At 45.7% G+C, this 20,710-nt stretch carries 15 protein-coding genes; 6 read left to right on the forward strand and 9 right to left on the reverse strand.

The genetic code is table 11. The features are described from left to right. Nucleotides 1-654 precede the first annotated feature (654 nt). Nucleotides 655-1,749 carry a DUF695 domain-containing protein gene (locus ACRBG0_RS18115; RefSeq protein WP_431488276.1) on the forward strand — a complete coding sequence of 365 codons (1,095 nt, stop codon included), beginning with the start codon at nucleotides 655-657 and terminating at the stop codon, nucleotides 1,747-1,749. 15 nt (nucleotides 1,750-1,764) lie between these two features. After that, entirely contained in the window at nucleotides 1,765-2,112 is a 348-nt protein-coding gene (locus ACRBG0_RS18120) for a hypothetical protein (protein WP_431488277.1), read from the forward strand. Nucleotides 2,113-2,177: 65 nt separating this feature from the next. Here ACRBG0_RS18120 and ACRBG0_RS18125 read toward each other — a convergent pair whose 3' ends face one another. The 7 genes from ACRBG0_RS18125 to ACRBG0_RS18155 form a co-directional block, all read right to left on the reverse strand. Continuing rightward, a complete protein-coding gene (locus ACRBG0_RS18125) occupies nucleotides 2,178-3,230 on the reverse strand; it encodes an SO2930 family diheme c-type cytochrome (RefSeq protein WP_431488278.1) in 1,053 nt (350 codons plus the stop codon). A 100-nt stretch (nucleotides 3,231-3,330) separates the two neighbouring features. Continuing rightward, complete coding sequence (locus tag ACRBG0_RS18130) at nucleotides 3,331-4,566, reverse strand: parallel beta-helix domain-containing protein (protein WP_431488279.1); 1,236 nt, start codon at nucleotides 4,564-4,566, stop codon at nucleotides 3,331-3,333. Between the two features lie 218 nt (nucleotides 4,567-4,784). Continuing rightward, a complete protein-coding gene (locus ACRBG0_RS18135) occupies nucleotides 4,785-5,651 on the reverse strand; it encodes a LytR/AlgR family response regulator transcription factor (RefSeq protein ID WP_431488280.1) in 867 nt (288 codons plus the stop codon). Nucleotides 5,652-5,989: 338 nt separating this feature from the next. Further along, complete coding sequence (locus ACRBG0_RS18140; protein WP_431488281.1) at nucleotides 5,990-7,045, reverse strand: sugar phosphate isomerase/epimerase family protein; 1,056 nt, start codon at nucleotides 7,043-7,045, stop codon at nucleotides 5,990-5,992. A 139-nt stretch (nucleotides 7,046-7,184) separates the two neighbouring features. Beyond that, entirely contained in the window at nucleotides 7,185-9,659 is a 2,475-nt protein-coding gene (locus ACRBG0_RS18145; protein ID WP_431488282.1) for a T9SS type A sorting domain-containing protein, read from the reverse strand. A 150-nt stretch (nucleotides 9,660-9,809) separates the two neighbouring features. Further along, the gene (locus ACRBG0_RS18150) at nucleotides 9,810-10,967 is read right to left on the reverse strand and encodes a Gfo/Idh/MocA family protein (protein ID WP_431488283.1); all 1,158 of its coding nucleotides are present in this window, start codon (nucleotides 10,965-10,967) and stop codon (nucleotides 9,810-9,812) included. A gap of 63 nt (nucleotides 10,968-11,030) precedes the next feature. Beyond that, complete coding sequence (locus ACRBG0_RS18155) at nucleotides 11,031-12,419, reverse strand: Gfo/Idh/MocA family protein (RefSeq protein ID WP_431488284.1); 1,389 nt, start codon at nucleotides 12,417-12,419, stop codon at nucleotides 11,031-11,033. A 164-nt stretch (nucleotides 12,420-12,583) separates the two neighbouring features. On the opposite strand from ACRBG0_RS18155, the gene ACRBG0_RS18160 reads away from it, so the two are divergent. The 3 genes from ACRBG0_RS18160 (at nucleotide 12,584) to ACRBG0_RS18170 (ending at nucleotide 17,016) form a co-directional block, all read left to right on the forward strand. Then, the gene (locus ACRBG0_RS18160) at nucleotides 12,584-14,578 is read left to right on the forward strand and encodes an alpha-ketoacid dehydrogenase subunit alpha/beta (RefSeq protein WP_431488285.1); all 1,995 of its coding nucleotides are present in this window, start codon (nucleotides 12,584-12,586) and stop codon (nucleotides 14,576-14,578) included. A gap of 221 nt (nucleotides 14,579-14,799) precedes the next feature. Next, nucleotides 14,800-15,204 carry a DUF5606 family protein gene (locus ACRBG0_RS18165; protein WP_020535982.1) on the forward strand — a complete coding sequence of 135 codons (405 nt, stop codon included), beginning with the start codon at nucleotides 14,800-14,802 and terminating at the stop codon, nucleotides 15,202-15,204. Between the two features lie 129 nt (nucleotides 15,205-15,333). Then, nucleotides 15,334-17,016 (forward strand): M3 family oligoendopeptidase, encoded by a 1,683-nt coding sequence (locus tag ACRBG0_RS18170; RefSeq protein ID WP_431488286.1) that lies wholly within the window; start codon nucleotides 15,334-15,336, stop codon nucleotides 17,014-17,016. A 21-nt stretch (nucleotides 17,017-17,037) separates the two neighbouring features. Here the strand turns inward: ACRBG0_RS18170 and ACRBG0_RS18175 are convergent, their stop codons facing one another. Together ACRBG0_RS18175 and ACRBG0_RS18180 are read right to left on the reverse strand one after the other, a co-directional pair. Then, complete coding sequence (locus tag ACRBG0_RS18175) at nucleotides 17,038-17,778, reverse strand: hypothetical protein (protein ID WP_431488287.1); 741 nt, start codon at nucleotides 17,776-17,778, stop codon at nucleotides 17,038-17,040. A 605-nt stretch (nucleotides 17,779-18,383) separates the two neighbouring features. After that, complete coding sequence (locus tag ACRBG0_RS18180) at nucleotides 18,384-19,805, reverse strand: hypothetical protein (RefSeq protein WP_431488288.1); 1,422 nt, start codon at nucleotides 19,803-19,805, stop codon at nucleotides 18,384-18,386. A 176-nt stretch (nucleotides 19,806-19,981) separates the two neighbouring features. On the opposite strand from ACRBG0_RS18180, the gene trmB reads away from it, so the two are divergent. Beyond that, nucleotides 19,982-20,674, forward strand: coding sequence for a tRNA (guanosine(46)-N7)-methyltransferase TrmB (trmB, locus tag ACRBG0_RS18185; protein WP_431488289.1), 693 nt, complete (start codon nucleotides 19,982-19,984; stop codon nucleotides 20,672-20,674). The last annotated feature ends 36 nt before the right edge of the window (nucleotides 20,675-20,710 follow it).

Consider the following 20,710-nt stretch of genomic DNA (forward strand, 5'->3'; position numbering starts at 1 on the left):
AAGACTGGTCTTTATAACAAGTTTACCAATGCTTTGGGCAGCTGGCATCGCCTGCTGGCTCGCCATCGCGCTATCCGCTCTCATGCAGTGCTGCGCATTGCATACCGCTGCTATCGCTGCTGCTGCTCGTCCCTGCGCAGTGCTTCGCTATTCGCTACGCACCTTCAGAACGGGCCAATCGTACCAGTGCGATTATACGGTTGGGCATATCTTCAAAGAAAATCAATCGCGGGGCCGAAATAATGCTGTTTCTTCCCCAAAACACCTCGGACGAGGTCAAATATTGGGTGTGCCCCAACTGTAGGGCCAAAGCCCGAGCTCCGTTTTCAAGACGAATATCTAGTGCATAATCACCACGCGCTGGAGAAAAGAGTTTCGCCTTTTTATAGCCTTTTTAGTCAGAATTTGAGCATCTCCGAAGCCAGGGCTTACTTTCGTCTATGGTTTTTCTATCTCTATAAAACAACAAAGCCGAGGGATAGATAGGCGCTTATTACTTATCTTGAGCTTTGGCGAGGCACTGGCCTAGCGATGTGGAGCAGTGGCCCGGCCAAAGGCAAGGGCCAGACACCGCCTGAGCGGTGGCCGACTGAATAAGGAGCTGCGCAACGTAGCGCCCGTAGGGAGGCCCACAATACTAAAAAAGAGGAATAGATGAGTTTTTGGAAAAAGCTGTTTTCTGGAGGAGAACAAAAGATGAGTTCTTACGAAGATTTCTGGAACTGGTTTGTGCAACATGAGCCCACGTTTTATCAGCTGGTGAAGAGTAATGGTAATATCGCTGGCGAGTTTTTGGGCAAAGCACTGCCGCGCCTGCGAGATTTGCGGGAAGGGTTTCATCTGCTGACGGGCATGCCGGATGAAGAGGTCGTAGAACTGATTTTTTCGGCAAATGGCGATTTGAAAAATATGGTGTTTATAGACGAAATCATCGCTGCTGCTCCCGAATTGGACAGGTGGAAGTTTATAGCGCTGCGCCAAACCATGGATTTGGAGACCAAGGGGATCAGCCTGGGGGAGCATACGTTTACGAAGGAAAATATCTCTTTTTATGAAGCCGAAGACGCGGAATACCCGGATGAGGTGAACATTGTGTTGGTACACGAGGCACTGACGGAGGAAATCCGGGAGGTAATCACACATGGTACCTACCTATTTTTGGATCATCTGCTGGGCGAGTGGAATTTTGCTACCCAGATCGACCAAGTGGTGGTAAAAAGTACGGAGGATGCCGAAAAAGAATTGGTGCCGATCACAGAAATTGTAGCGTTTTTGGCTTGGCGGGAAAAGGAGTTTGTAGAGAAATACGATGCCGTAAAGAAGAATGTAGAGGAGGGTAAAGGTGCCATCTTAAAAGCGGAACTAGAGGATGGGAGTCCTCTGATTATAGCTGCCGATATGGACTTGATGGAATGGGATGGCCGTGCCTCGCACCCCTGGATGCTGGTGGTAGAGTTGCCCTATGATGGCTATGCAAACAATGGCTTGCCAGACGAGGAGACTGGGGACCTACTAGAGGAAATCGAAGACCGCCTCATGGCCGAGTTGAAAGACCAAGACGGCTACCTGAACCTGGGCCGACAGACGGGCGCCGATACCCGAGGCATTTATTTTGCCTGCAAAGAATTCAAAAAATCTTCGAAGATAGTGGACGCGATATGCCAGGAATATGCCGATAAGATAGACATGGAATACGATATCTATAAAGACAAGTATTGGCGCTCGTGGGGTCGGTTTTTGCCACAGTAATTTGAAGTGAAATTTATGAATGATATTCTCGACAATAATCTAAATAACCCGCCACCAGATACGGGAAAGAAAGACCGCAAGACTTTCATCTATTCCCTGATCATGCTGATTGGCGGTGTAGCCGTATTCAGGTACCTGATGCCAGGTATGATCGACAAAGATTTGTGGAACCTGGTGGTGGAGTCTTTTATTTTCCAGGTAATGTGTATTGGATTAGGTGTTGTGATCAAGCTGATCCGCCGCCTCTTTAAATCTACCGATGAAGTGTTGTTTTCCAAACATTTTTGGTTGGATGCTGTAGAAGAAGGCTTCTCGGTATGGGTGTTGCTGGTGTTGTTGTACGCGGTGCGGATGTTTATTTAGGGGTTCATCTTTGCTTAGGGCAAAGCTTGTTTTGTGCGACGCTTTTTGAGGTCGGTTAATTGGAATTAAAGACTATTGATCCACTCACGGATGAGGGCTATACCTTCTTCGTGGACCAATTCGCGACCAATTTCCGGCATTCTTTCGTCTACCTCATCCGAGATCATACGGTATAGCAAGATAGACTGATCGGCTTCGCCAGGATGAATAACATAGGTTAAACCTCCTGATCCGTTCCCTGCTGCAACGGGTGTCTTCCAAATGCCCCTACTCAGCTCTTCATCGTTCCAATACTCTAGGTACAAGCCGGAATTGGCAGCAGAGCCTTCGAGTCGGTGGCAAGAGGCACAGTTGACTGCCAGATAAGCCCGTGCCCTTTCGTCAAGACTAGCAGAACTTTGGTCGAGTGTTGGCCATTGTGGAATACTAGCCAGGCTGGTATTAGCCAGAATACTCCGATCTACCCAAGTGTCAATTTGATTGGCGGTGCCAAAATTGTACTCGTAGTCTTTATTGAGGTTCTGTACCTGTGGACCAATAGGGTGGAGTTTTCCTTCGTAAGCATGACAATTTTTACATTGATTTTGATTGGGAATCAGGTAATTGAAGTTTTGAATTGTACCATTGATAGACTGTGAAAGGTTTTTTGTGCCACCAACCAGGGTTCGTTGGGCATCCGTCTGGCTTTCATTCCAGGCATAGGTTTCTGCTTGCCAACCATCTGGCTGTCGAATCAGTAGTCGGGTTTCGATGTGATTGTCGGTGCCGTCGGCATTTTCGTAATAGAAATGTTTGATCAATGCTGAACCCAGGGGTAAATCTAAAACGCTGGCCGTATCAAAAGGAATGACACTGCCTTCTGGCACGTAAACGAAGCGTTTTTTTAAGGCATAGTCACTGAATAAAGCTGTGTTTAAATCATAAGGCAATACCCGAGCTTCCGTATTGGCATTCAATTCGGTAAGGTCACCCGTGAAGAAGTTGTACTGAGACAGGAGCTCAAAACCATTTTCCCCAGGGATATTCACAGCATTAAAATCGGGGTTTTCTGGTTTGTCACAGTGAGCAAACAGAAGTACCAGCAGACTCAAGCCCCCTAGTGTTTTTAGAAAATGCATAAGAATCATTTTGGGTGGAACGTATTTTAGGAGTCATCCCGAGTTTTAACGATTATTAAAACTCGGGATGACTATAAAAAGGCAGCATCAACCAAGATATTTAAAATGGATCAAAGGTGATGGCCGGTAAGGGATCTTTGCTACAAGCGTGCACCGTTGCGTCCGTTGAAATCGACGAAAAAGTTTGATCTGCAGCATTCATATTGATAAACGAAGCACTGCTTTCCTCAATACACACTGCACTTGGGGCTGCTATTAGACCATCCATAAGAATATTAGGCTGGTCGTGACCGTAGAGCGCCAATACATTGATGATGGACTGCATCAGTGGCGGTTGGTTAGCAACATCTACTGTACCAGTCATGGAGTGCTCGTTGTTGTAGATGTAAATACCAGCTGGGTAGGGGTCGTACAGCGGGTCATTGGGGGAGTCATTCACGATCAAATAGTTGGCAATAATGACTCCAGCAAACTGATTTTCACTAAAGGTATTGTCAAAAATTTCGACATTCTTCGTACTCAAAACCATACAACCAGTACCCGCAGGTACATTTGCAACAATATTGCCGGCAGGAGCAAAGTTGGTGCGATTGTTGTCGTGGCTGTTGTTGTTGTAAACCCTGGTATTGCTGCCTGACTTGGTCAACCCCGGCAGGTCGAAGACCAGGATTCCTCCGGTATTGTCAAAGGCCTCGTTATTGAATACATCCGCATTGGTTGTGTTTTCAATCTCGATACCGGCAACGTTACCCTCGGCTAAGCTGTTTTTTACAATCACCTGATCCGATTGCCCTACGTAAATGCCCGCATCAGAGGCACCGTAAGCGTAGCAGTTGTCGATGTAAACTTCGGAGCACAAAACAGGGTACAGACCGTAAGCACCATTGTTTTCATTAGGTTCTCCAGACCAGATGGTAGCGACATTTACAAAGCTGATTTTATCACAATCACGAGCTTTTAGGGCATCCCCCTTAGCATCGCGGATGGTAAGGTTTTCAAAACGAATGCTGTTGGAGTTGGTCACTAGAACACCATCGCCACCGGAGGTCTGCCCACTGAAATCAAGGATGGTTTCACCACGGCCAGCACCTCTGATGATGATTTCCATCTGACCATCCATTGATAAGGTGTTGGTGAAGTTAAATGTACCAGCTTCAAAAATGATAACATTGCCTGATTTTGCCTCGATAAATGCGAGTTGTGCATCGTCAGCAGCTGTAGGGCTGGGGCTAATTACAATTTCGTTGGAGGGAGTGTCATCATCTTCACAAGCACTAAAAAAGAGTGTTGTGCAAGCCAGACCAATCCAGAATAAGTGGAGGAGGGAGTTTTTCATAATTTAGATTCGGTTAGTTTAGACAAAAATAGCCACTGTCATTCGTAGCTTTTGGGACACAAGTGGTGGTGTCTCTTGAAACTGTTTGTGACAATGTCTGTGGTACATGTTTACTTTGTACGTTTCACCGAATCTACAGGTTATTGCAGTTTTGACTTGATTTTAGAGGTGAAAAGTGGTGAAAAGTGGCTATTTGGGGTTAATTCCCCCTGAAAGAGTTACCTGTTAAGATATTTTTCTTCAAATACCGAGCGGTAGGTTTCAGAAACTTTTAGTTTTTTGGCCGTTAAGCCGGCCAGGTGCAGTAGGTAGCCATCCTTCTTGCGCTGTGCGGAAACAATCTGATTCAAGTTCACGGTATAGGAGCGATGTACGCGTAGAAAATTAGTACCTGCCAAGGCATTGGTCACTTCCTTTAGATTATTTCGGATCAACGAGCACTTCAATTGCCCTTCTTGTACATGGTGAATGGCCACGTAATTATTTTCAGATTTTAAGAACAGGATTTGTTCTGTGCGCAAGCTTAGAACGCCTTTCCCATTTTTATCGCGAAACAACAACGGCATATTAGCCATTGCAGGCTGTTGCTTTTGTTGGGCTTCGGTTTTGCTGAGTTTAACGACCAGGATGAGTAAACAGGCAACAAGGTAGGGGAGAATAGATAGTGATAATGAATAATCAATGATAATGGAAAACTCAGTAAAAAAAGGCTTTTCCCAAACCCCGAAAAGCACATAGACCACGATACAAATGAGGAAAGCTTCCAAGCAAAACCAACCTAGAAATCGCCCAACATTCAGCCGGTCAAAACCCAATTTTTCACGTAAGTAAAACTGGGTAATACCTAAGGTGAGAGCACCTGAAAGGCTCACTAATTCTATAGGGATGAAGTGCAAGAGCGCCCCCTCGTAGTCGATACTCCTGATATTAAAAGGATTAAAAAAATAGATAAAAACGACCGAAAATCCGGAGCTGAAAAGTACGAGAAACAATCTGCTCTTCCATCCATCTAAATAAGGGAAAGGTTTCAGTAAAAACTGACGATATCTGTCAACAATGGTTAGGGGATGGGAATTCTTCGTCATTTCGAGCAACTGCTTAGGGATAAAACTATGCTGTGTCGAGGTTGTGATTTGAGACCGTTCATTAAAGTGTGTCTTATGAATAATTGCAAAAATGTATCTACTTGATATTCAGTAATAAAAAATCTCTGCGGTCCCTGACGGCGCTGCGCGAGATGGGACACTCCCGACCCGTTTTATTTTGCTCAAACCAACTACAAAGTATAGTCCTGATACAAAGTACCCAATACCCCGCACTCCAAGCCGCGCCTCGCACCAAAAGTCGGAAGTGGAAAGTCAGCCCCGAAGGGATTCCTACGGCAAAGTCGGAGCAGTTTCCGCACCAAGCACTTCGCACGACCTCACCCCAACCCTAATATCCTCCGATTCGCCGCTTTATCGGTTTCCGCACCGGCGAAATCATCGAATGCTTTTTCGGTTACTTCAATAATGTGTTGCTGGATGAAGGGTGCACCTTCGCGGGCACCTTGTTCGGGGCTTTTGATGCAGCATTCCCATTCCAGGACGGCCCAGCTGTCGTAGCCGTATTGGGATAGACGCGTGAAAATGCCTTTGAAATCCACTTGCCCGTCGCCGAGGGAGCGGAAGCGACCGGCACGCTCTTTCCAGCCTTGATAGCCGCCGTAGACGCCCTGCTTGCCGGTGGGGTTGAATTCGGCATCCTTGACGTGGAAAGCAAAGATGCGTTCGTGGTAGATATCAATGAAAGACAGATAGTCGAGGTGTTGCAAAACGAAGTGACTAGGGTCGTAATTGATCCCTGCACGAGGATGTTGGTCCACGGCGTCTAGGAACATCTCGAAGGAGATGCCATCGTGTAAGTCCTCGCCGGGATGCAACTCATAACCGAGGTCGACACCCGCGTCATCATAAGTATCGAGGATAGGTTTCCAACGCTTGCCTAATTCCGAAAACCCTTCTTCTACCAGTCCGGCTGGGCGCTGTGGCCAGGGATAAACGAAAGGCCATAAAAGCGCACCGCTAAAGCTGACATGCGTGCTCAAGCCAAGATTTTGACTGGCTTTGGCTGCCCATTTCATTTGCTGTACGGCCCATTCTGTACGGGCCTTGGGATTACCATGTACTTCCTTTGGCGCAAAATTGTCAAACATACTGTCGTAACCAGGATGCACCGCTACCAGCTGCCCCTGTAGGTGGCTGGCCAGCTCTGTAATCTCTAGCCCGTAGCTTGCAATTTTACCTTTTAGTTCATCAGCGTAGGTCTTGCTGGTTGCTGCTTTTTCCAGGTCTATCAGCCGGCTTTCCCAGGTAGGAATCTGAACACCTTTGTAACCAAGGTCGGCTGCCCATTGACAAATAGTATCGAGGCTGTTGAAAGGAGCTTCATCACCCATAAATTGAGCTAAAAATAGGGCAGGGCCTTTGATCGTTTTCATGTAGAAGTAGTATTTATTGATCCGGGCTTTAAGATAATGCTCTTCCTCAATAATAAAAAAACGAATCCCGATGAATGTCAATTCACCGGGATTCGAGTTCAAAACTGGAGTACTAAGTATCAAATACCTGTACCAGTCATTACTTAACCACCACCTTGCGGTTGGTCTGCAAGCTTCCGTTGGTAAGTGTTACCACGTAAGTACCAGCAGGGAATGCACTCAGGTCAATCTGTTCGTTGTACTGGATCAGGTTACCCAATTGGCGATCAATCAGGGTGTTGCCAAGGATACTGCTTACGCGTAAACGTAAGCCATCCACTGCTTCAGGTAGGTTGATGCGCACTTGTAGCTGACCATCGGTAGGATTAGGGAACAAGTCTATGCTTTGCGCAAACGTCAGTTCGTCAACATTATCTACCAGATCACAAGTAGTACAGTAACCAAAGCATACCACATCCACGGTTACATCCATATCGCCGGTATTGATAAAGCGATCAGAGAAGTCTCCTGTAGTACAATCGACCTCAGCAATGTTTTCCCAGCCGTCAGGGCCATTCTTGAATTTGTAGGTATACATGGTATTGTCTTCCAATGGCAAGGTAACGGTATAGATACCATCAGCGTCCGCATCGTCCATCGCTACATTCATAAAATCGCTGAAGCCACCGGCAATAAATACGCCACCTGGGTCAACGGTTTCAAGGTTCATGTCTACCTGGAAAGTAACGTCTGAAGTTACTACCGCTGAGTTGAAAATCAACTCCCAACCAAAGCCGTCGCCCGACCAACCGTCGTCCCATTCGATATAGTAGGTAGTGCCCGCTGTCACGGGGAAGTCACCAATGAAAGAAGTAAAAGTTCCTTCTTCACATCCATCATCGTTGGTTGCCACAACAGTCAAGCTGCTCAGTGTACCACACTCGCCAGTGTAAACCCAAACGCGGTTATCACTTGCGCTCAACTCACAAGAGCTGATGGTAATAGTGCCGTCTATGGTAGGGGTGTACTGGTACCATTCTGTCTGTGCGTAAGGAGTCGGAGATCGTCCCTGACTGGTATTGTCGATAATTGGGCCAGTGTATGCTGCGTTTCCGGTGAATTCCAGAATTTCAAACTCTCCAGGCTGAATAACAGCTGCCGATTCACAGAAGTCACCTTCTACCAATTCTGTATCATTGAAGGTCAGTTCGAAATCAAAACCAGCGTCGTCCCAAACATCTTCCCACATGATGTAATAGGTTTGGCCAGCCTGTACAACCGCTTCCCGGTAGGAAGCCCAAAAGTTATCAGACCCTGCTTCTACCGCACACTGGTCGTCATTGACACCAATGATCTCCAGGCTGTTACAGTCGCCGCGTAGAATCCAACCCCGCGTATCAGCGCCACCTTCACAGCTACTGATGCTGATCCAGCCATCGGCGGCCGGGGTATACTGGAACCACTGAGCGGCTAAACCATCACCATCATCATGGTGAATACCGCCACCAAAGCAACTAAGCTCATTCACGGTATGGGTGCCGGGCTCAATCACAGAAGCAGTATAGCAATACTGGTCTGGGCCAGCTGCAGGAATCTCTAACCAAGACATATTGTCGAGGAACCAAACATGGGTATCATCAATTGGGTAGAAGTTGATACCAGAGAATTGGAGTAGATCAAATTCTGCATTGGCATTGGTAACGCCTTCGCTGAACACCCATGAACCAATCGTGTATTCATCTATGATAAGGCGAGCCTGATCGTTGTCCAAATCAATGATTAAAGCAACATAGAAGAACTCGTCTTCAGGGTAATCAAAACCATAAGTGGTATCGTCTGTGCCAGAATTGTCGTTCAAATCTAAGACACCTGTACCATCACCATCAAAAAATACGTCAAAGGCCCAGTAGCCTGCGGTCGTTGTAGGATCTTGATGCTGTACATTGAAATAAGCGGAGTTTCCTTCTGGAATGTACATATTCCAAGAAAAGAAGTAATGACCACTGGTCAAGTCTCCTGTGTCAAAATAGGCATCCTGGGTGGTAGGGCTACCAATGATACTAAAGACATTGTCTCCGTCGATAGTGTCGATTTCAAAACCGGCTGCACCACCAGGCCACGCAGACCAAGGGCCTGTAGGCGCCAATGGTCCCAAATCATAGCTGCTGGCGTCATCGGTGAAAACAACGGCAGGGTTGTCACAATCAGTGACAGCACAAGCGCCACAACCCGAAAAACAAACGGGATCTAGAGTGATAGTGGCTGCGTCAACTACCAGTGATCGGGCATTGGCAGTAAGCCCAATAAGTTCGATAAGTGTCCCACATTCCTCAGGAACCATCTCGAAGTTCATCGGATTGTTTATCGCTCCGTTGACAAAGAAGTAATTGATGGCGGGATCCGATATGGAGTAGGTTTCGGTATAGATACCATCTCCATCCACATCGCTTAGGGCACCAACCGAAATATCGGCAATTGTGGAAGCATCAGTGGCAGCGAAAGCTACCGAGACGCCATCAGGGCTAACGTCAACGCCACTGAGATTGACCGAAAAGGTAACATTACCCTGGGCGTGCAGAGACAAGCCCCCCAAGAGTACCATTACAGACAGGCAAATTTTGTAAAATAATTGCATGAAAAATTGGATTAAGTAAGTGAAGGCACACGGGGACAGTACTAGGTAGGAAAGCGTTTTTCAATACTAGTATACTGAGCGTGTACGGTTAATTTCTTTTTTGGTCTTTTCTGGTCGTCCTTAATCCATTACTTCCTGTAAAAGAGTATACTATATTTTAGTCCATTTCTCTTTACTATTGCTTGAAGCTACTACTTTTTCAATAAATTTCATACCCCTCAAGCCATCTTTTACACTGGGAAAGTCCATTAATAAAGGGTCTGGTGTTTCACCGGCAAGCCTTGCCTGTACACAGTGAGCAAAATTGCGATAGATGTTTGCAAAAGCTTCGAGATAGCCTTCCGGATGGCCGGCAGGTATACGGGTATGGGCAGTGGCTGCAGGGTATAAATCCCCAACGCCAGTGCGGCGAACTTCAACGGGTTTGTCTAGCCATTTTACCACAAGGGTATTGGGTTCCATCTGCCGCCAATGGAAACCTCCTTTGGTACCATAGACGCGAATGTTGAGGTCATTCTCTTCTCCGGCACTGATTTGGCTAGCATGAAGAATACCCTTGGCGCCATTGTTGAAACGCAACAAAACGTTACCATCATCGTCGAGTTGGCGACCTGGCACAAAGGCCGTGAGGTCGGCGCAAAGCTCCGTAATTTCCAAGCCGGTAATGTATTCGGCAAGATTTTCAGCATGGGTGCCAATATCTCCCATCGCACCAGCAATACCTGAACGGCTGGGGTCGGTACGCCAATCTGCTTGTTTCTGCTCGGTGTCGTCCTCAAGCTTGGTACTTAGCCAGCCCTGAGGGTATTCAACCACTACTTTTCGGATGTCTCCAAACTCACCCGCCTCGATCATCGCACGTGCCTGCTTGACCATGGGGTAGCCGGTATAGTTGTGGGTAAGAGCAAAGATCAAACCTGTTTCTTCTACGAGCGCTACGAGTTCTTCGGCCTCTTCCATATTGAAGCACAAGGGCTTATCGCAAACTACATGGAAACCATTTTGCAGCGCCATTTTTGCAGGGCCGTAATGGACATGGTTAGGTGTGACAATAGATACAAAATCCATCCGCTCGCCTAAGGGCAATTGCTTTTCTTTTTCGATCATCTCGGTATAAGAACCATAGACCCGTTCCGTAGGTAAATAGAAATCTTCGCCAGAAAGGCGTGAGCGCTCAGGATTACTGCTAAAGGCACCGCAGACCAGTTCCACCTGGCCATCCAGCGCAGCAGCCATCCGGTGTACACCGCCAATAAATGCACCTCGGCCTCCACCGACCATCCCCATGCGTATCTTTCGTTTGTTCATCCTAGTCTTAAAATTATAAGTTTAGCCTTGTAGGCGTTATAGCACGTTCTTAATATGTAAAAATTATCCAATGCTTTCTATCGTACGGTTACGTCTGCTCTTTTCGGCTAAGAATCCCATTTGATGACTCTCCATAGAGGCGGTCAAGGTGGAAGTCAATAATGTGCCATCTTGTTGATCTACAGCTTGTAACCAATCACGAACGAGTCCCCAATCGCCGCCGCCATGCCCGGAATCAAGGGATGCGTTATCATGAACATTCCACTTCTCTTGTTTTCCTGTTTGGAAATCGGTGATTAGTAAATCGGTTTCGTCACCTACCATATCTCCCATACTACCCATCACGCGAGTCCGGCGACCATGATAATGGGTAAAGGCCTCCATGTTGAAATTAGCCGTGATTTGATCCGCAAACTGGAGCGAAACAACCTGGTGATCCGCAACGTCATTATCACAATGATATACACATCGCCCATAAGGGCCTTCTGTTATATTTTTCAAGATTGCCTCTCCTCGTGCAGGCTCTTCTTGTGGTAAATCAAAGTGATGGAGCCAAGTACGGTTATCGTAGTAAATCTTTTTAGCAGAATAAGGGCAGGTCGCCTCTACGGCGCAACCATCTGTACAGCGCTTGGTACTTCCTTCCGGGGCGTTCTCTTCACGGAACCATTTTAGTGACCCAAAGGAAGAAACATATTCACAAGGGCGATCAATCCACCAGCGCATAATGTCAAGATCATGGCAGGATTTGGCGAGTATGATAGGATTGGTGTCAGCCTCTCTACGCCAGTTGCCTCGTACATAAGAATGACTCATGTGTACATGCTGGATCGGCTCAAAGTGCTGCATGCTCACCAATTCTCCCAATACGCCACTGTCAATGACCGCTTTTATTTTTTGATAGTAAGGAGAATAACGTAAAACATGGCATACCGCTACGATGCGCCCTTTTTCTTCGGCCAAGTCTCTGATTTCCTTGCATTCTTGCCAGGATTGGGCAATGGGTTTTTCCAATAATAAATCATATCCCAGTGCTAGTGCAGCCATGGCTGGCCCGTGGTGCAGATCGTCTGGTGTGGTAATGATGATAGCGTCTGCAAATTTGGGCTGGTCAAAGACGTGTTCCCAGGTTACAAAGCGGCGGTCTTCTGCTATTTTGTGCTTGTCTACAAAGCGTTGTTGCCGGAGAGGAATGGGTTCTGCCACCCCTACAATATCTAATTGGCCAGGGTACTTTAAAGCGTAACCTCCATAAACGTTTCCTCGGTTGCCTGCACCCACGACAATGGCTTTTATCGTCTTTGTCAGGTTTGGGGTGGTCGGTTCCGCAGGGGCAATATGAAGGGTTTGGTCGACAGGTTTTCCAAATGCAACACCCCCTAAGGTGGTGCCCAGGGAAACTAAACCTAGTGCTTTGAGTGCCTCGCGGCGTGAATTGGTAGGTGGCTTCATTGATGCGGTTGGATATTATGCGAACTCTACGGTAATTTCAGCTCTAATTATACGAAAAAAACATGAATAGCGATAGAAATTTGAAAGAATCCTTAGTGCTGTAAGAAGGGTCTGTTACCTTTGCAAATCGTTTTATAGGATAGACAAATAAAAGCCACCAAATAATGGCCACCACCACACCGTCAATGGTTTTTCAGAAGAAAGGATTTTCTAAAAAACTACTTTTAAAGCTGCATGAAGACCTACTTCGTCCCCGTATGATCGAAGAGAAAATGCTCATCTTGCTACGGCAGGGGAAGATCAGTAAATGGTTTTCCGGCATTGGCCAGGAAGCCATCAGTGTTGGGGCTACCAATGCGCTTTTGGAAGATGAATATATCTTCACGATGCACCGCAATTTGGGCGTTTTTACCAGCCGGCGGCTACCACTAGAGCGTATGTTTGCACAGTGGCAAGGCAAAATGAGTGGCTATACTAAAGGTCGTGACCGTTCTTTCCACTTCGGAGCACCAGAGCAAAACATCGTAGGGATGATTAGCCACCTGGGGCCACAATTAGCGTTGGCTTCTGGGGTGGCACTTGCCAACAAATTGGGGCAAGAAGGGCGAGTATCCCTTGCCTTTACAGGCGAAGGAGGTACGAGTGAAGGCGATTTTCACGAAGCACTCAATACTGCAGCGGTTTGGCAACTACCGGTCATTTTTGTTATTGAAAATAATGGCTACGGCTTGTCTACACCTACCAGTGAGCAATATCGTTGTGAAAACCTCGCTGATCGAGCACTTGGTTATGGTATGCGTTCAGTGATTATTGATGGTAACAATATCCTCGAGGTTTATGATACTTTCAACAAGCTGGCTAAAGAATTGAGGAAAAATCCCGAGCCAGTACTTGTGGAATGCCGCACCTTCCGGATGCGTGGGCATGAAGAAGCTTCTGGTACAAAATACGTTCCTCAGGAGTATTTTGATGAATGGGGGCAGCGCGACCCGTTGGATAATTTTGAGCAATTTTTGTTGGACGAAAAAGTGCTAACAGCTAAGAAAGTAGAAAGCCTGCGGGCACTAATCAAAACAGAGATAGAAGAAGGGCTGGAGCTTGCTTTTGCAGAAGCGCCAGTTACGGCTAATATAGAGCAGGAACTAGAGGATGTTTATGCTCCTTGGAAGCCCACGCCGGCACCTGCCGGGGAAGAGCGCCGAGAAATCCGCTTTGTAGATGCCATTAGCGATGGCCTTCGGACAGGAATGCAGCGCCACGATCAGTTGATTCTGATGGGTCAGGATATCGCCGACTATGGTGGGGTATTTAAAATAACGGATGGTTTTGTAGCGGAGTTTGGCAAGGAACGGGTGCGTAACACACCACTGTGTGAAAGTGCCATTTTGGGCATTGGCCTGGGCTTGAGCATCAAAGGCTGGAAAGCCATGGTGGAAATGCAGTTTGCTGATTTTGTCAGTGTAGGGTTCAACCAAATTGTGAACAACCTCGCAAAAATCCATTATCGTTGGGGGCAAACCGCCGACGTCGTGGTACGAATGCCTACTGGTGGTGGGGTAGGAGCCGGACCATTTCATAGCCAAGCGAATGAAGCGTGGTTCTTCCATGTACCTGGGCTCAAGATGGTTTACCCATCTACCCCGGAAGATGCCAAAGGTTTGCTGCTGGCGGCTTTAGATGATCCTAATCCTGTTTTGTTTTTTGAACACAAGGGCCTCTATCGGAAAATTACGGCCCCGGTGCCAGAAGGTTACTATACGACAGAGATTGGCAAAGCAAATTTGGTGCAAGCAGGAGAGACACTCTCTATCATTACTTATGGGTTGGGGGTGCACTGGGCCCGCGAAGCAGCGGAAGAGCTAGGCATGGATGTAGACATTCTGGATTTACGGAGTTTGTTGCCGCTGGATTACGAGGCGATTGCAGCTACCGTGAAAAAGACAAACAAGGCCCTTATTTTGCATGAAGCAACCCTGTTAGGAGGAATAGGAGCAGAACTTTCCGCTTATATCAGCCAGCATTTATTTGAGTACCTGGATGCACCTGTAGTGCGGGTTGCTAGTTTGGATACGCCTGTTCCTTTCGCTGCAAATTTGGAAAAAGCCTTCTTGCCACAGGAACGACTCCGTGAGCAAATGGTGATTTTGCGCGATTATTAGGTGGTATTTTATTAGAAACCGGTCTTAATAGGATTTTCATATATCATTTTTTTCACCTTTTAGGAAAAAGGTGTACTTTTGGACAGAGCTTTGAAATATACTTGCCAGCAAAACCCCTTTTGGAGGTTTTGTTACTCTTCTGCATACCTACTTTTTTACTCCAGACATCTACATGAACGATTAGTTTGTACTTTTGTGCTTTAATACCAAATTACAATAGTATGAACCTTGATAATCTGATCGCAGTAAGTGGCTTGCCGGGCTTGTTCCGCATGGCAGCTAACCGCAGTAACGGATTGATCGTTGAAGATCTGGATTCGGGGAAGCGGCGCTTTGTAAGTGCCCGCAAACACCAGTTTACGCCTCTGGGATCTATAGCCATCTTCACGGATGACGGAGACTCCGTTGAGCTTGCGAATGTTTTTCGCAATATGCGTGACCAATTCGAGGATCGCCCACCGGTAGACCCAACAGTAAAGTCGGATGAGTTATTTGACTACTTTACTGATATTCTGCCCAACTACGATCCTGACCGTGTGTACCCTGGTGACGTTAAAAAAGTTATTAAGTGGTTTAATAGTTTAAAAGAAAACGGACTATTGACAGAAACGGACGAAGAGGAGTAACCTTCTCTCGCGGAGTGCCGTTGTTGTCAGTAGTTAAGTATTGTGAATAATTCATAATACGACGGACAACAAGTCATCTATATGAGAGCAACTGCACTACCGCGATCCAAAGCGAGAACCTATCTTCCGATGAGGTTCAAGTTGACCGTTTGGGAGCGGTTGCAGCCATTTTACGAAGAGTTGCTGCAAAGGAAGTTATTTACATTGAAAGACCTTGAGCAGTGGCTCCTGGATCGCAGTGAACTTGACGCTTTCGTTAGCGAGTCATTTGCATGGCGTTATATCAATATATCCAGTGATAGTACTGATGCCGCTGCTCAAGACAGTTACCACTATGCTATACAGCAACTCTCTCCACGTATTTCAGATTATTCTCATAAGCTCAATTCAAAGCTGGTCAATACGCCATTGATTAATCAGCTTGATCCTACTCGTTATGGAATTTATTTGCGAGCAGTAAAAAATTTGGTCGACCTTTTTCGGGAAAAAAACATCCAACTTGAAACTGAAGTCCAACTGGATAGTAAGGTCCATGGAAAGATTTTTTCCGAGATGACAGTAGGTATCAATGATGTACAGCTCACTCTTCAAAAAGCCGGTGCGCTCTTAGAGGAGCCTCGACGTGAATACCGCGAAGAAATTTATCATAAAATCAACCGTCGTATTCAGGAGGACACAGAAGACCTGGAAGAGCTTTATGATAAGTTGCTTCAAAAGCGTCATCAGATTGCGCTGAATGCTGGTTTTGATAATTTTCGGGATTATCGTTTCCGGAAACTGGGACGATTTGATTATACACCAGATGATTGTGCTGATTTTCATGATGCTATACGCGATGAAATTCTTCCATTGGTCGAACAACTTTACCTTCATCGTAAGAAAGCACTGGGGGTAGAAAAGTTACGTCCTTGGGACTTGCACGTAGATTCCAGCGGAAAAAAACCTTTGCGTCCTTTCCAAAATATGGATGATTTGGTACGTAAATCTACGAGCTGTCTACAAAGGGTGCATCCTCAGTTTGGGGAGGTTCTAACAACGATGCGAGAACTTGGGCACCTGGATTTGGATTCTCGTCCAGGGAAAAGGCCAGGGGGGTATAATATGCCGTTGCTCCTTACAGGGGTGCCGTTCATTTTTATGAATGCAAGCCGCTCATTGGGAGATATGCGTACCCTGCTCCACGAATGTGGCCACGCGGTACACTCTTACCTGACCCGTGATTTACCCCTTAGTTTCACCCGCCGTGTGCCTTCAGAGGTCGCTGAGTTAGCTGCTATGAGTATGGAGTTGCTCACGATGGATCACTGGGATGTTTTCTTCCCTAAAAAGGAGGATTTGCAACGTGCCCGTTTGCAGCAGTTGGAAACGGTGCTGAAGGTATTGCCCTGGATTGCCACCATTGATAAGTTTCAGCACTGGGTCTATACCCATCCTGGTCATAGTAGAGAAGAACGGCAAGAGGTTTGGTTGAAGTGCTTTAAGGAGTTTAATTCAGCCTATATCGATCATGATGGTTTAGAGGAATATGCTGCTCACCTTTGGCATAAGCAACTCCATCTGTTTGAAGTACCCTTTTATTATATTGAATACGGTATTGCCCAATTGGGGGCAATTGCCATTTGGCAACAGTACCGTACCCATCCGGCACAAACGGTAGAAAAATACCGTACCGCTCTACGGCTAGGATATACCCGCAATATTAGGGATATCTATAGTACGGCGGGCATTTCTTTTGATTTTTCAAAAGACTATGTGCATCAGCTGGGGCAATTTATCAAAAGTGAAATTGACTCGCTGCTGAAGGAAAATTAGTGGTAAACCTGACAGGGGGTACTATTTCCAAAGCGCCTTCAAAGGGCTGTTCTCATCGCTATAGCTAGGGTAGGTAAGGTCAATAATTGGGACATCTAATAATTTTCCGTCGTGCTGTTGAGCAATCTGTGGGTCATTGGCTCCACCGCTCCAATCTTCCCAGCTAAATTGCAAACCACCGATAGGGATAATATTCACCCACATCTGCCAGGCTTTGGGTTTTCCAGAGTCATCCAGTAGCCACAGATAGCTATCGCCGGGCGTGACACCACCAGAACTGTAGTGTACCAAAAGCCCCTCTTCACCTGCTTTATTCGTTGCGATCTCCCGGCGAGTGCCAGGATCGAAAGCCTTCATTGGTGCACATAGCCAGAAGCTATCATTTGCGAATTGTGACCAAGCTTTATCAATCAATTTTTGCTTGGCTTCGGGATCGGTTACCTGTTGCCCTTCAATGTAGACCAGGCCAGTACGGTCAGTTGTGTTAAGCAAAACTTTATTATCTCCCCATTCTACCAAAACGGCCTTCTTGTCTTTGTCCCAGAGGTAGTTGGTGCCCGATAGGAATTTCCAACTTACAAAACGGGTTTGGTCCCAAGCTGTTTTATTGACAGCACGTTCCATTTTTCGTGCAAGTTCATCTGCGGCAGCACCGCCTTCTCGCTGGGTTGGCATGGGCTCATTGGCAATGAAACCAGCGATAACCGCTGCTACGATCAATGCTGCAACCCCCAAGCCTGAAAACTTTAATATCTTTTTCATCAGGAAACCATTTTAAACCGAACCAGCTAGAGGGGAATTTGTTTGTCATTAAAGCAACTTTCTTAATGAACCGGAGAATTATATCAAATCAAAAACAGTAGATTCAGCGGTAGCACGAGCGTGTTTTTCTTTTGTATACGTAATACTTATGACATTTTATTGACGATTTCGCTGCATCTATTCTTTTTAAACCAACGTTTTCTTTACATTGAACTAATAATTAGCTGTAAAGCTTGGCTAGCCAAGAAAAAAGCTTTTTTATGAAAAAATGTTGGTACATATACTTTTATACCGTACATTTGCGAACGTGTTCAAATCTCTAACGAATGAATCACCGGGTTTTACCTTCCGGGAAAGAAATAAAAGCCAGTTTGGCTTATAAAGATGTTAATAGGGTTTTAGGTGTTTATTTTGGGATCGGTACTATTGTACCGATCTTTTTTTTGCCTAAAGTTAAATAGATTGCTTTTTTATCTATTTGAAGTTCAGTGAGTTGTGGTTTTTATGGCTCCGTTGTGCCGAAAGTCCAAGAGAGGGGGTAGTGAGATGATTGTGCGAAAGTATACCGTTTTGAGTACGCTCTAAATCAGGTTATCTCTATCAGTTTAGTAGGTCAATCGTACCAGTTTGAGGCGATTTCTCCTTTCGCTTGGAATGACTAATTCAGTGGGGCTTATTTGGGTAGCTGCTCGAAAACGCAGCCGAAGGTCTAATTTGGTCGTACTGAACAAGCTGTTTCGATCGTACTCTCCCAGACCATTAATAACATACTCGCTAACGGTATTTTCATACCTGATTTCATCGTTAAACAGGAAGCGTAACCTACCTGGTGTTTCAAAAAGAAAGTAACTGGAAAACATCCCGTTGTCGTCCTGGCTATACTGCTTTTTATGGAGAATAGTCTCCCAGTGGCGTTGACCATCAGGGTGAATTGAAAGGACAAATACTTCTTCGTAATAGAAATCCACGAGGTTGCGTTCCGTGGGGTCATAATAGACCCTGCTAGTAGTGCTGGTTCGGCGTTGCAGTTGTTTGTTTCGTTCGGCAATTAGCAGTGCTCCTCCGTCTCGTCGGAGAACAATTTCTTGTACGGAAGTCTCATTTACGCCCTTTCCTTCGCGATAATCTCTTCCTAGTAAATTCTGCAAGAATTCTTCTGTAAATGGAGTAAACTTGACCATGGGCTGAGTAGTTGCTCTAGGCTTAAACCGCAAGTAAAAAAAGCCCATTGCGCGTTCGGTATTATCATCGGAATATAAGCCAGCAGCAATGATTTGATTATTGAGGTTATCTGCTTCAAAAAACACATCATAAGAGAGATACTCTCCCATGGGAATATTGGTGAGTGTAGGCTCTCCGGAACCGTTGTAGGAATGTATTTGGTAAAAATGATCTTTACGTCTGGAGCGGAAATTATCTTTCTGAAAAATGAAATTGGCCTCGCCACGATTGTCGACGGTAGCTTGTACGAAATCCCTACTGAACAAGAAATCGTTTAGAGGGAATTTGTATTCCCATATTACGGACTGAGTAGGTAGGTCAAAAGAATAGGCGTGTACGATATCCTGATTTTCAACGTAAAACAGCAGAAGTTTGGATCGATCTTCAGAACGAACAAGTTCAAAACGAGGCGTGAAGAAAAGGTAGCCCAAATTGATAAGCAGGGAAGAGTCTACAAGGTTGGCAGCAGGATCGTAGCGGTGTGCTTTGATTAAGGTATTCCCTTTGTGCCGAAAGGAATAAAGCAGTGTAAAGTCCTCTTGGGTAGGAACAACACCCAGTACAGAAGGCAGACGCCGATCTAGTATCAATTCCTTAGACCAGCTTTTTCGCATTTGAGGATTAAAAGCCTGGATTTCAAATTCTGTCTTCCGGTCACGAAAAAGCAGGATATGATTACCCATTTCTCCGATGACTTCATAAGCTACATCTGAACTCAGCGGAATTTCTTCCGAAACAGTGAGCACCTGCCCCATGGTGAAAAAATAGCATACAAGAAAGGGGAGTAGTAAAAGAATCTTTTTCATAATCATTAATCTTTGAACCTGACAGACATCGATCAAAATACGCTTATCTGAAAATAAAACGTAGGCTTAGCGCGATAAGTTGTTATTTATATAGGCAAGTACAGGCGGAATACTACGCAATTTTGTAAATCACCTTACCTTTGCAGCTCTAATGGTCAGAGAATCTAAAAAATAAGATGAGTAGGAGAAATAAGCTTCAGCGGTTTGCAGATATTCAACGTTTCCCTAATGTCTATGAAAATTTTCATTACGACAATCCCCACCTACTGGGTGAAGGCGGAGCGCCAGTAGAACGTGCGGGAAAATGGGCAAGTGAACATTTTAAGAATGAAAACCCGATTACACTAGAGCTGGCATGCGGTCGGGGAGAATATACTTTGGCCTTGGCAGAGATGTATCCAGAACGCAATATTATCGGGGTAGATATAAAAGGAGCACGTATTTGGAAAGGTGCTCGGTATGCGCTCCAAAATGAATTAAATAATGCTGCTTTTGTGCGTACGCGCATTGAGCAACTGCACCATTTTTTCCATCCCGAGGAAGTGAGTGAAATCTGGATTACTTTCCCTGACCCCTTCTTGGAAAATGGTAAAATTAATCGACGACTAACGAGTCCACGTTTTTTGGATAGCTATCGCAAAATGCTCCCTTCCGGAGGGTTGATTCACCTTAAAACGGATTCTCCTGAATTGTACGAACACACCCTCCTCGTGATGAAAACGTATGAGTATGCGACATTGGAACTGCACCAGGATGATATCTACAGTAAGGAACTCGTTATGCCAGAGCTAGCATTCAAGACCTATTATGAAAACCGCCATTTACGAAAGGGATTGACCATCAAGTATGTCCGAATACGATTAAAGTAAGGCAAAAACAAAAATGCTCCTTTTGACATAGTCAAT

It is taken from the genome of Lewinella sp., from assembly GCF_050633125.1.
Lineage (GTDB): Bacteria > Bacteroidota > Bacteroidia > Chitinophagales > Saprospiraceae > Lewinella.

Excerpts from the sequence above, each read along its gene's own strand:
- ACRBG0_RS18115 (WP_431488276.1), top strand. The coding sequence starts at position 655 with ATGAGTTTTTGGAAAAAGCTGTTTTCTGGAGGAGAACAAAAGATGAGT.
- ACRBG0_RS18120 (WP_431488277.1), top strand. The coding sequence starts at position 1,765 with ATGAATGATATTCTCGACAATAATCTAAATAACCCGCCACCAGATACG.
- ACRBG0_RS18125 (WP_431488278.1), bottom strand. The coding sequence starts at position 3,230 with ATGCATTTTCTAAAAACACTAGGGGGCTTGAGTCTGCTGGTACTTCTG.
- ACRBG0_RS18130 (WP_431488279.1), bottom strand. The coding sequence starts at position 4,566 with ATGAAAAACTCCCTCCTCCACTTATTCTGGATTGGTCTGGCTTGCACA.
- ACRBG0_RS18135 (WP_431488280.1), bottom strand. The coding sequence starts at position 5,651 with ATGACGAAGAATTCCCATCCCCTAACCATTGTTGACAGATATCGTCAG.
- ACRBG0_RS18140 (WP_431488281.1), bottom strand. The coding sequence starts at position 7,045 with ATGAAAACGATCAAAGGCCCTGCCCTATTTTTAGCTCAATTTATGGGT.
- ACRBG0_RS18145 (WP_431488282.1), bottom strand. The coding sequence starts at position 9,659 with ATGCAATTATTTTACAAAATTTGCCTGTCTGTAATGGTACTCTTGGGG.
- ACRBG0_RS18150 (WP_431488283.1), bottom strand. The coding sequence starts at position 10,967 with ATGAACAAACGAAAGATACGCATGGGGATGGTCGGTGGAGGCCGAGGT.
- ACRBG0_RS18155 (WP_431488284.1), bottom strand. The coding sequence starts at position 12,419 with ATGAAGCCACCTACCAATTCACGCCGCGAGGCACTCAAAGCACTAGGT.
- ACRBG0_RS18160 (WP_431488285.1), top strand. The coding sequence starts at position 12,584 with ATGGCCACCACCACACCGTCAATGGTTTTTCAGAAGAAAGGATTTTCT.
- ACRBG0_RS18165 (WP_020535982.1), top strand. The coding sequence starts at position 14,800 with ATGAACCTTGATAATCTGATCGCAGTAAGTGGCTTGCCGGGCTTGTTC.
- ACRBG0_RS18170 (WP_431488286.1), top strand. The coding sequence starts at position 15,334 with ATGAGGTTCAAGTTGACCGTTTGGGAGCGGTTGCAGCCATTTTACGAA.
- ACRBG0_RS18175 (WP_431488287.1), bottom strand. The coding sequence starts at position 17,778 with ATGAAAAAGATATTAAAGTTTTCAGGCTTGGGGGTTGCAGCATTGATC.
- ACRBG0_RS18180 (WP_431488288.1), bottom strand. The coding sequence starts at position 19,805 with ATGAAAAAGATTCTTTTACTACTCCCCTTTCTTGTATGCTATTTTTTC.
- trmB (WP_431488289.1), top strand. The coding sequence starts at position 19,982 with ATGAGTAGGAGAAATAAGCTTCAGCGGTTTGCAGATATTCAACGTTTC.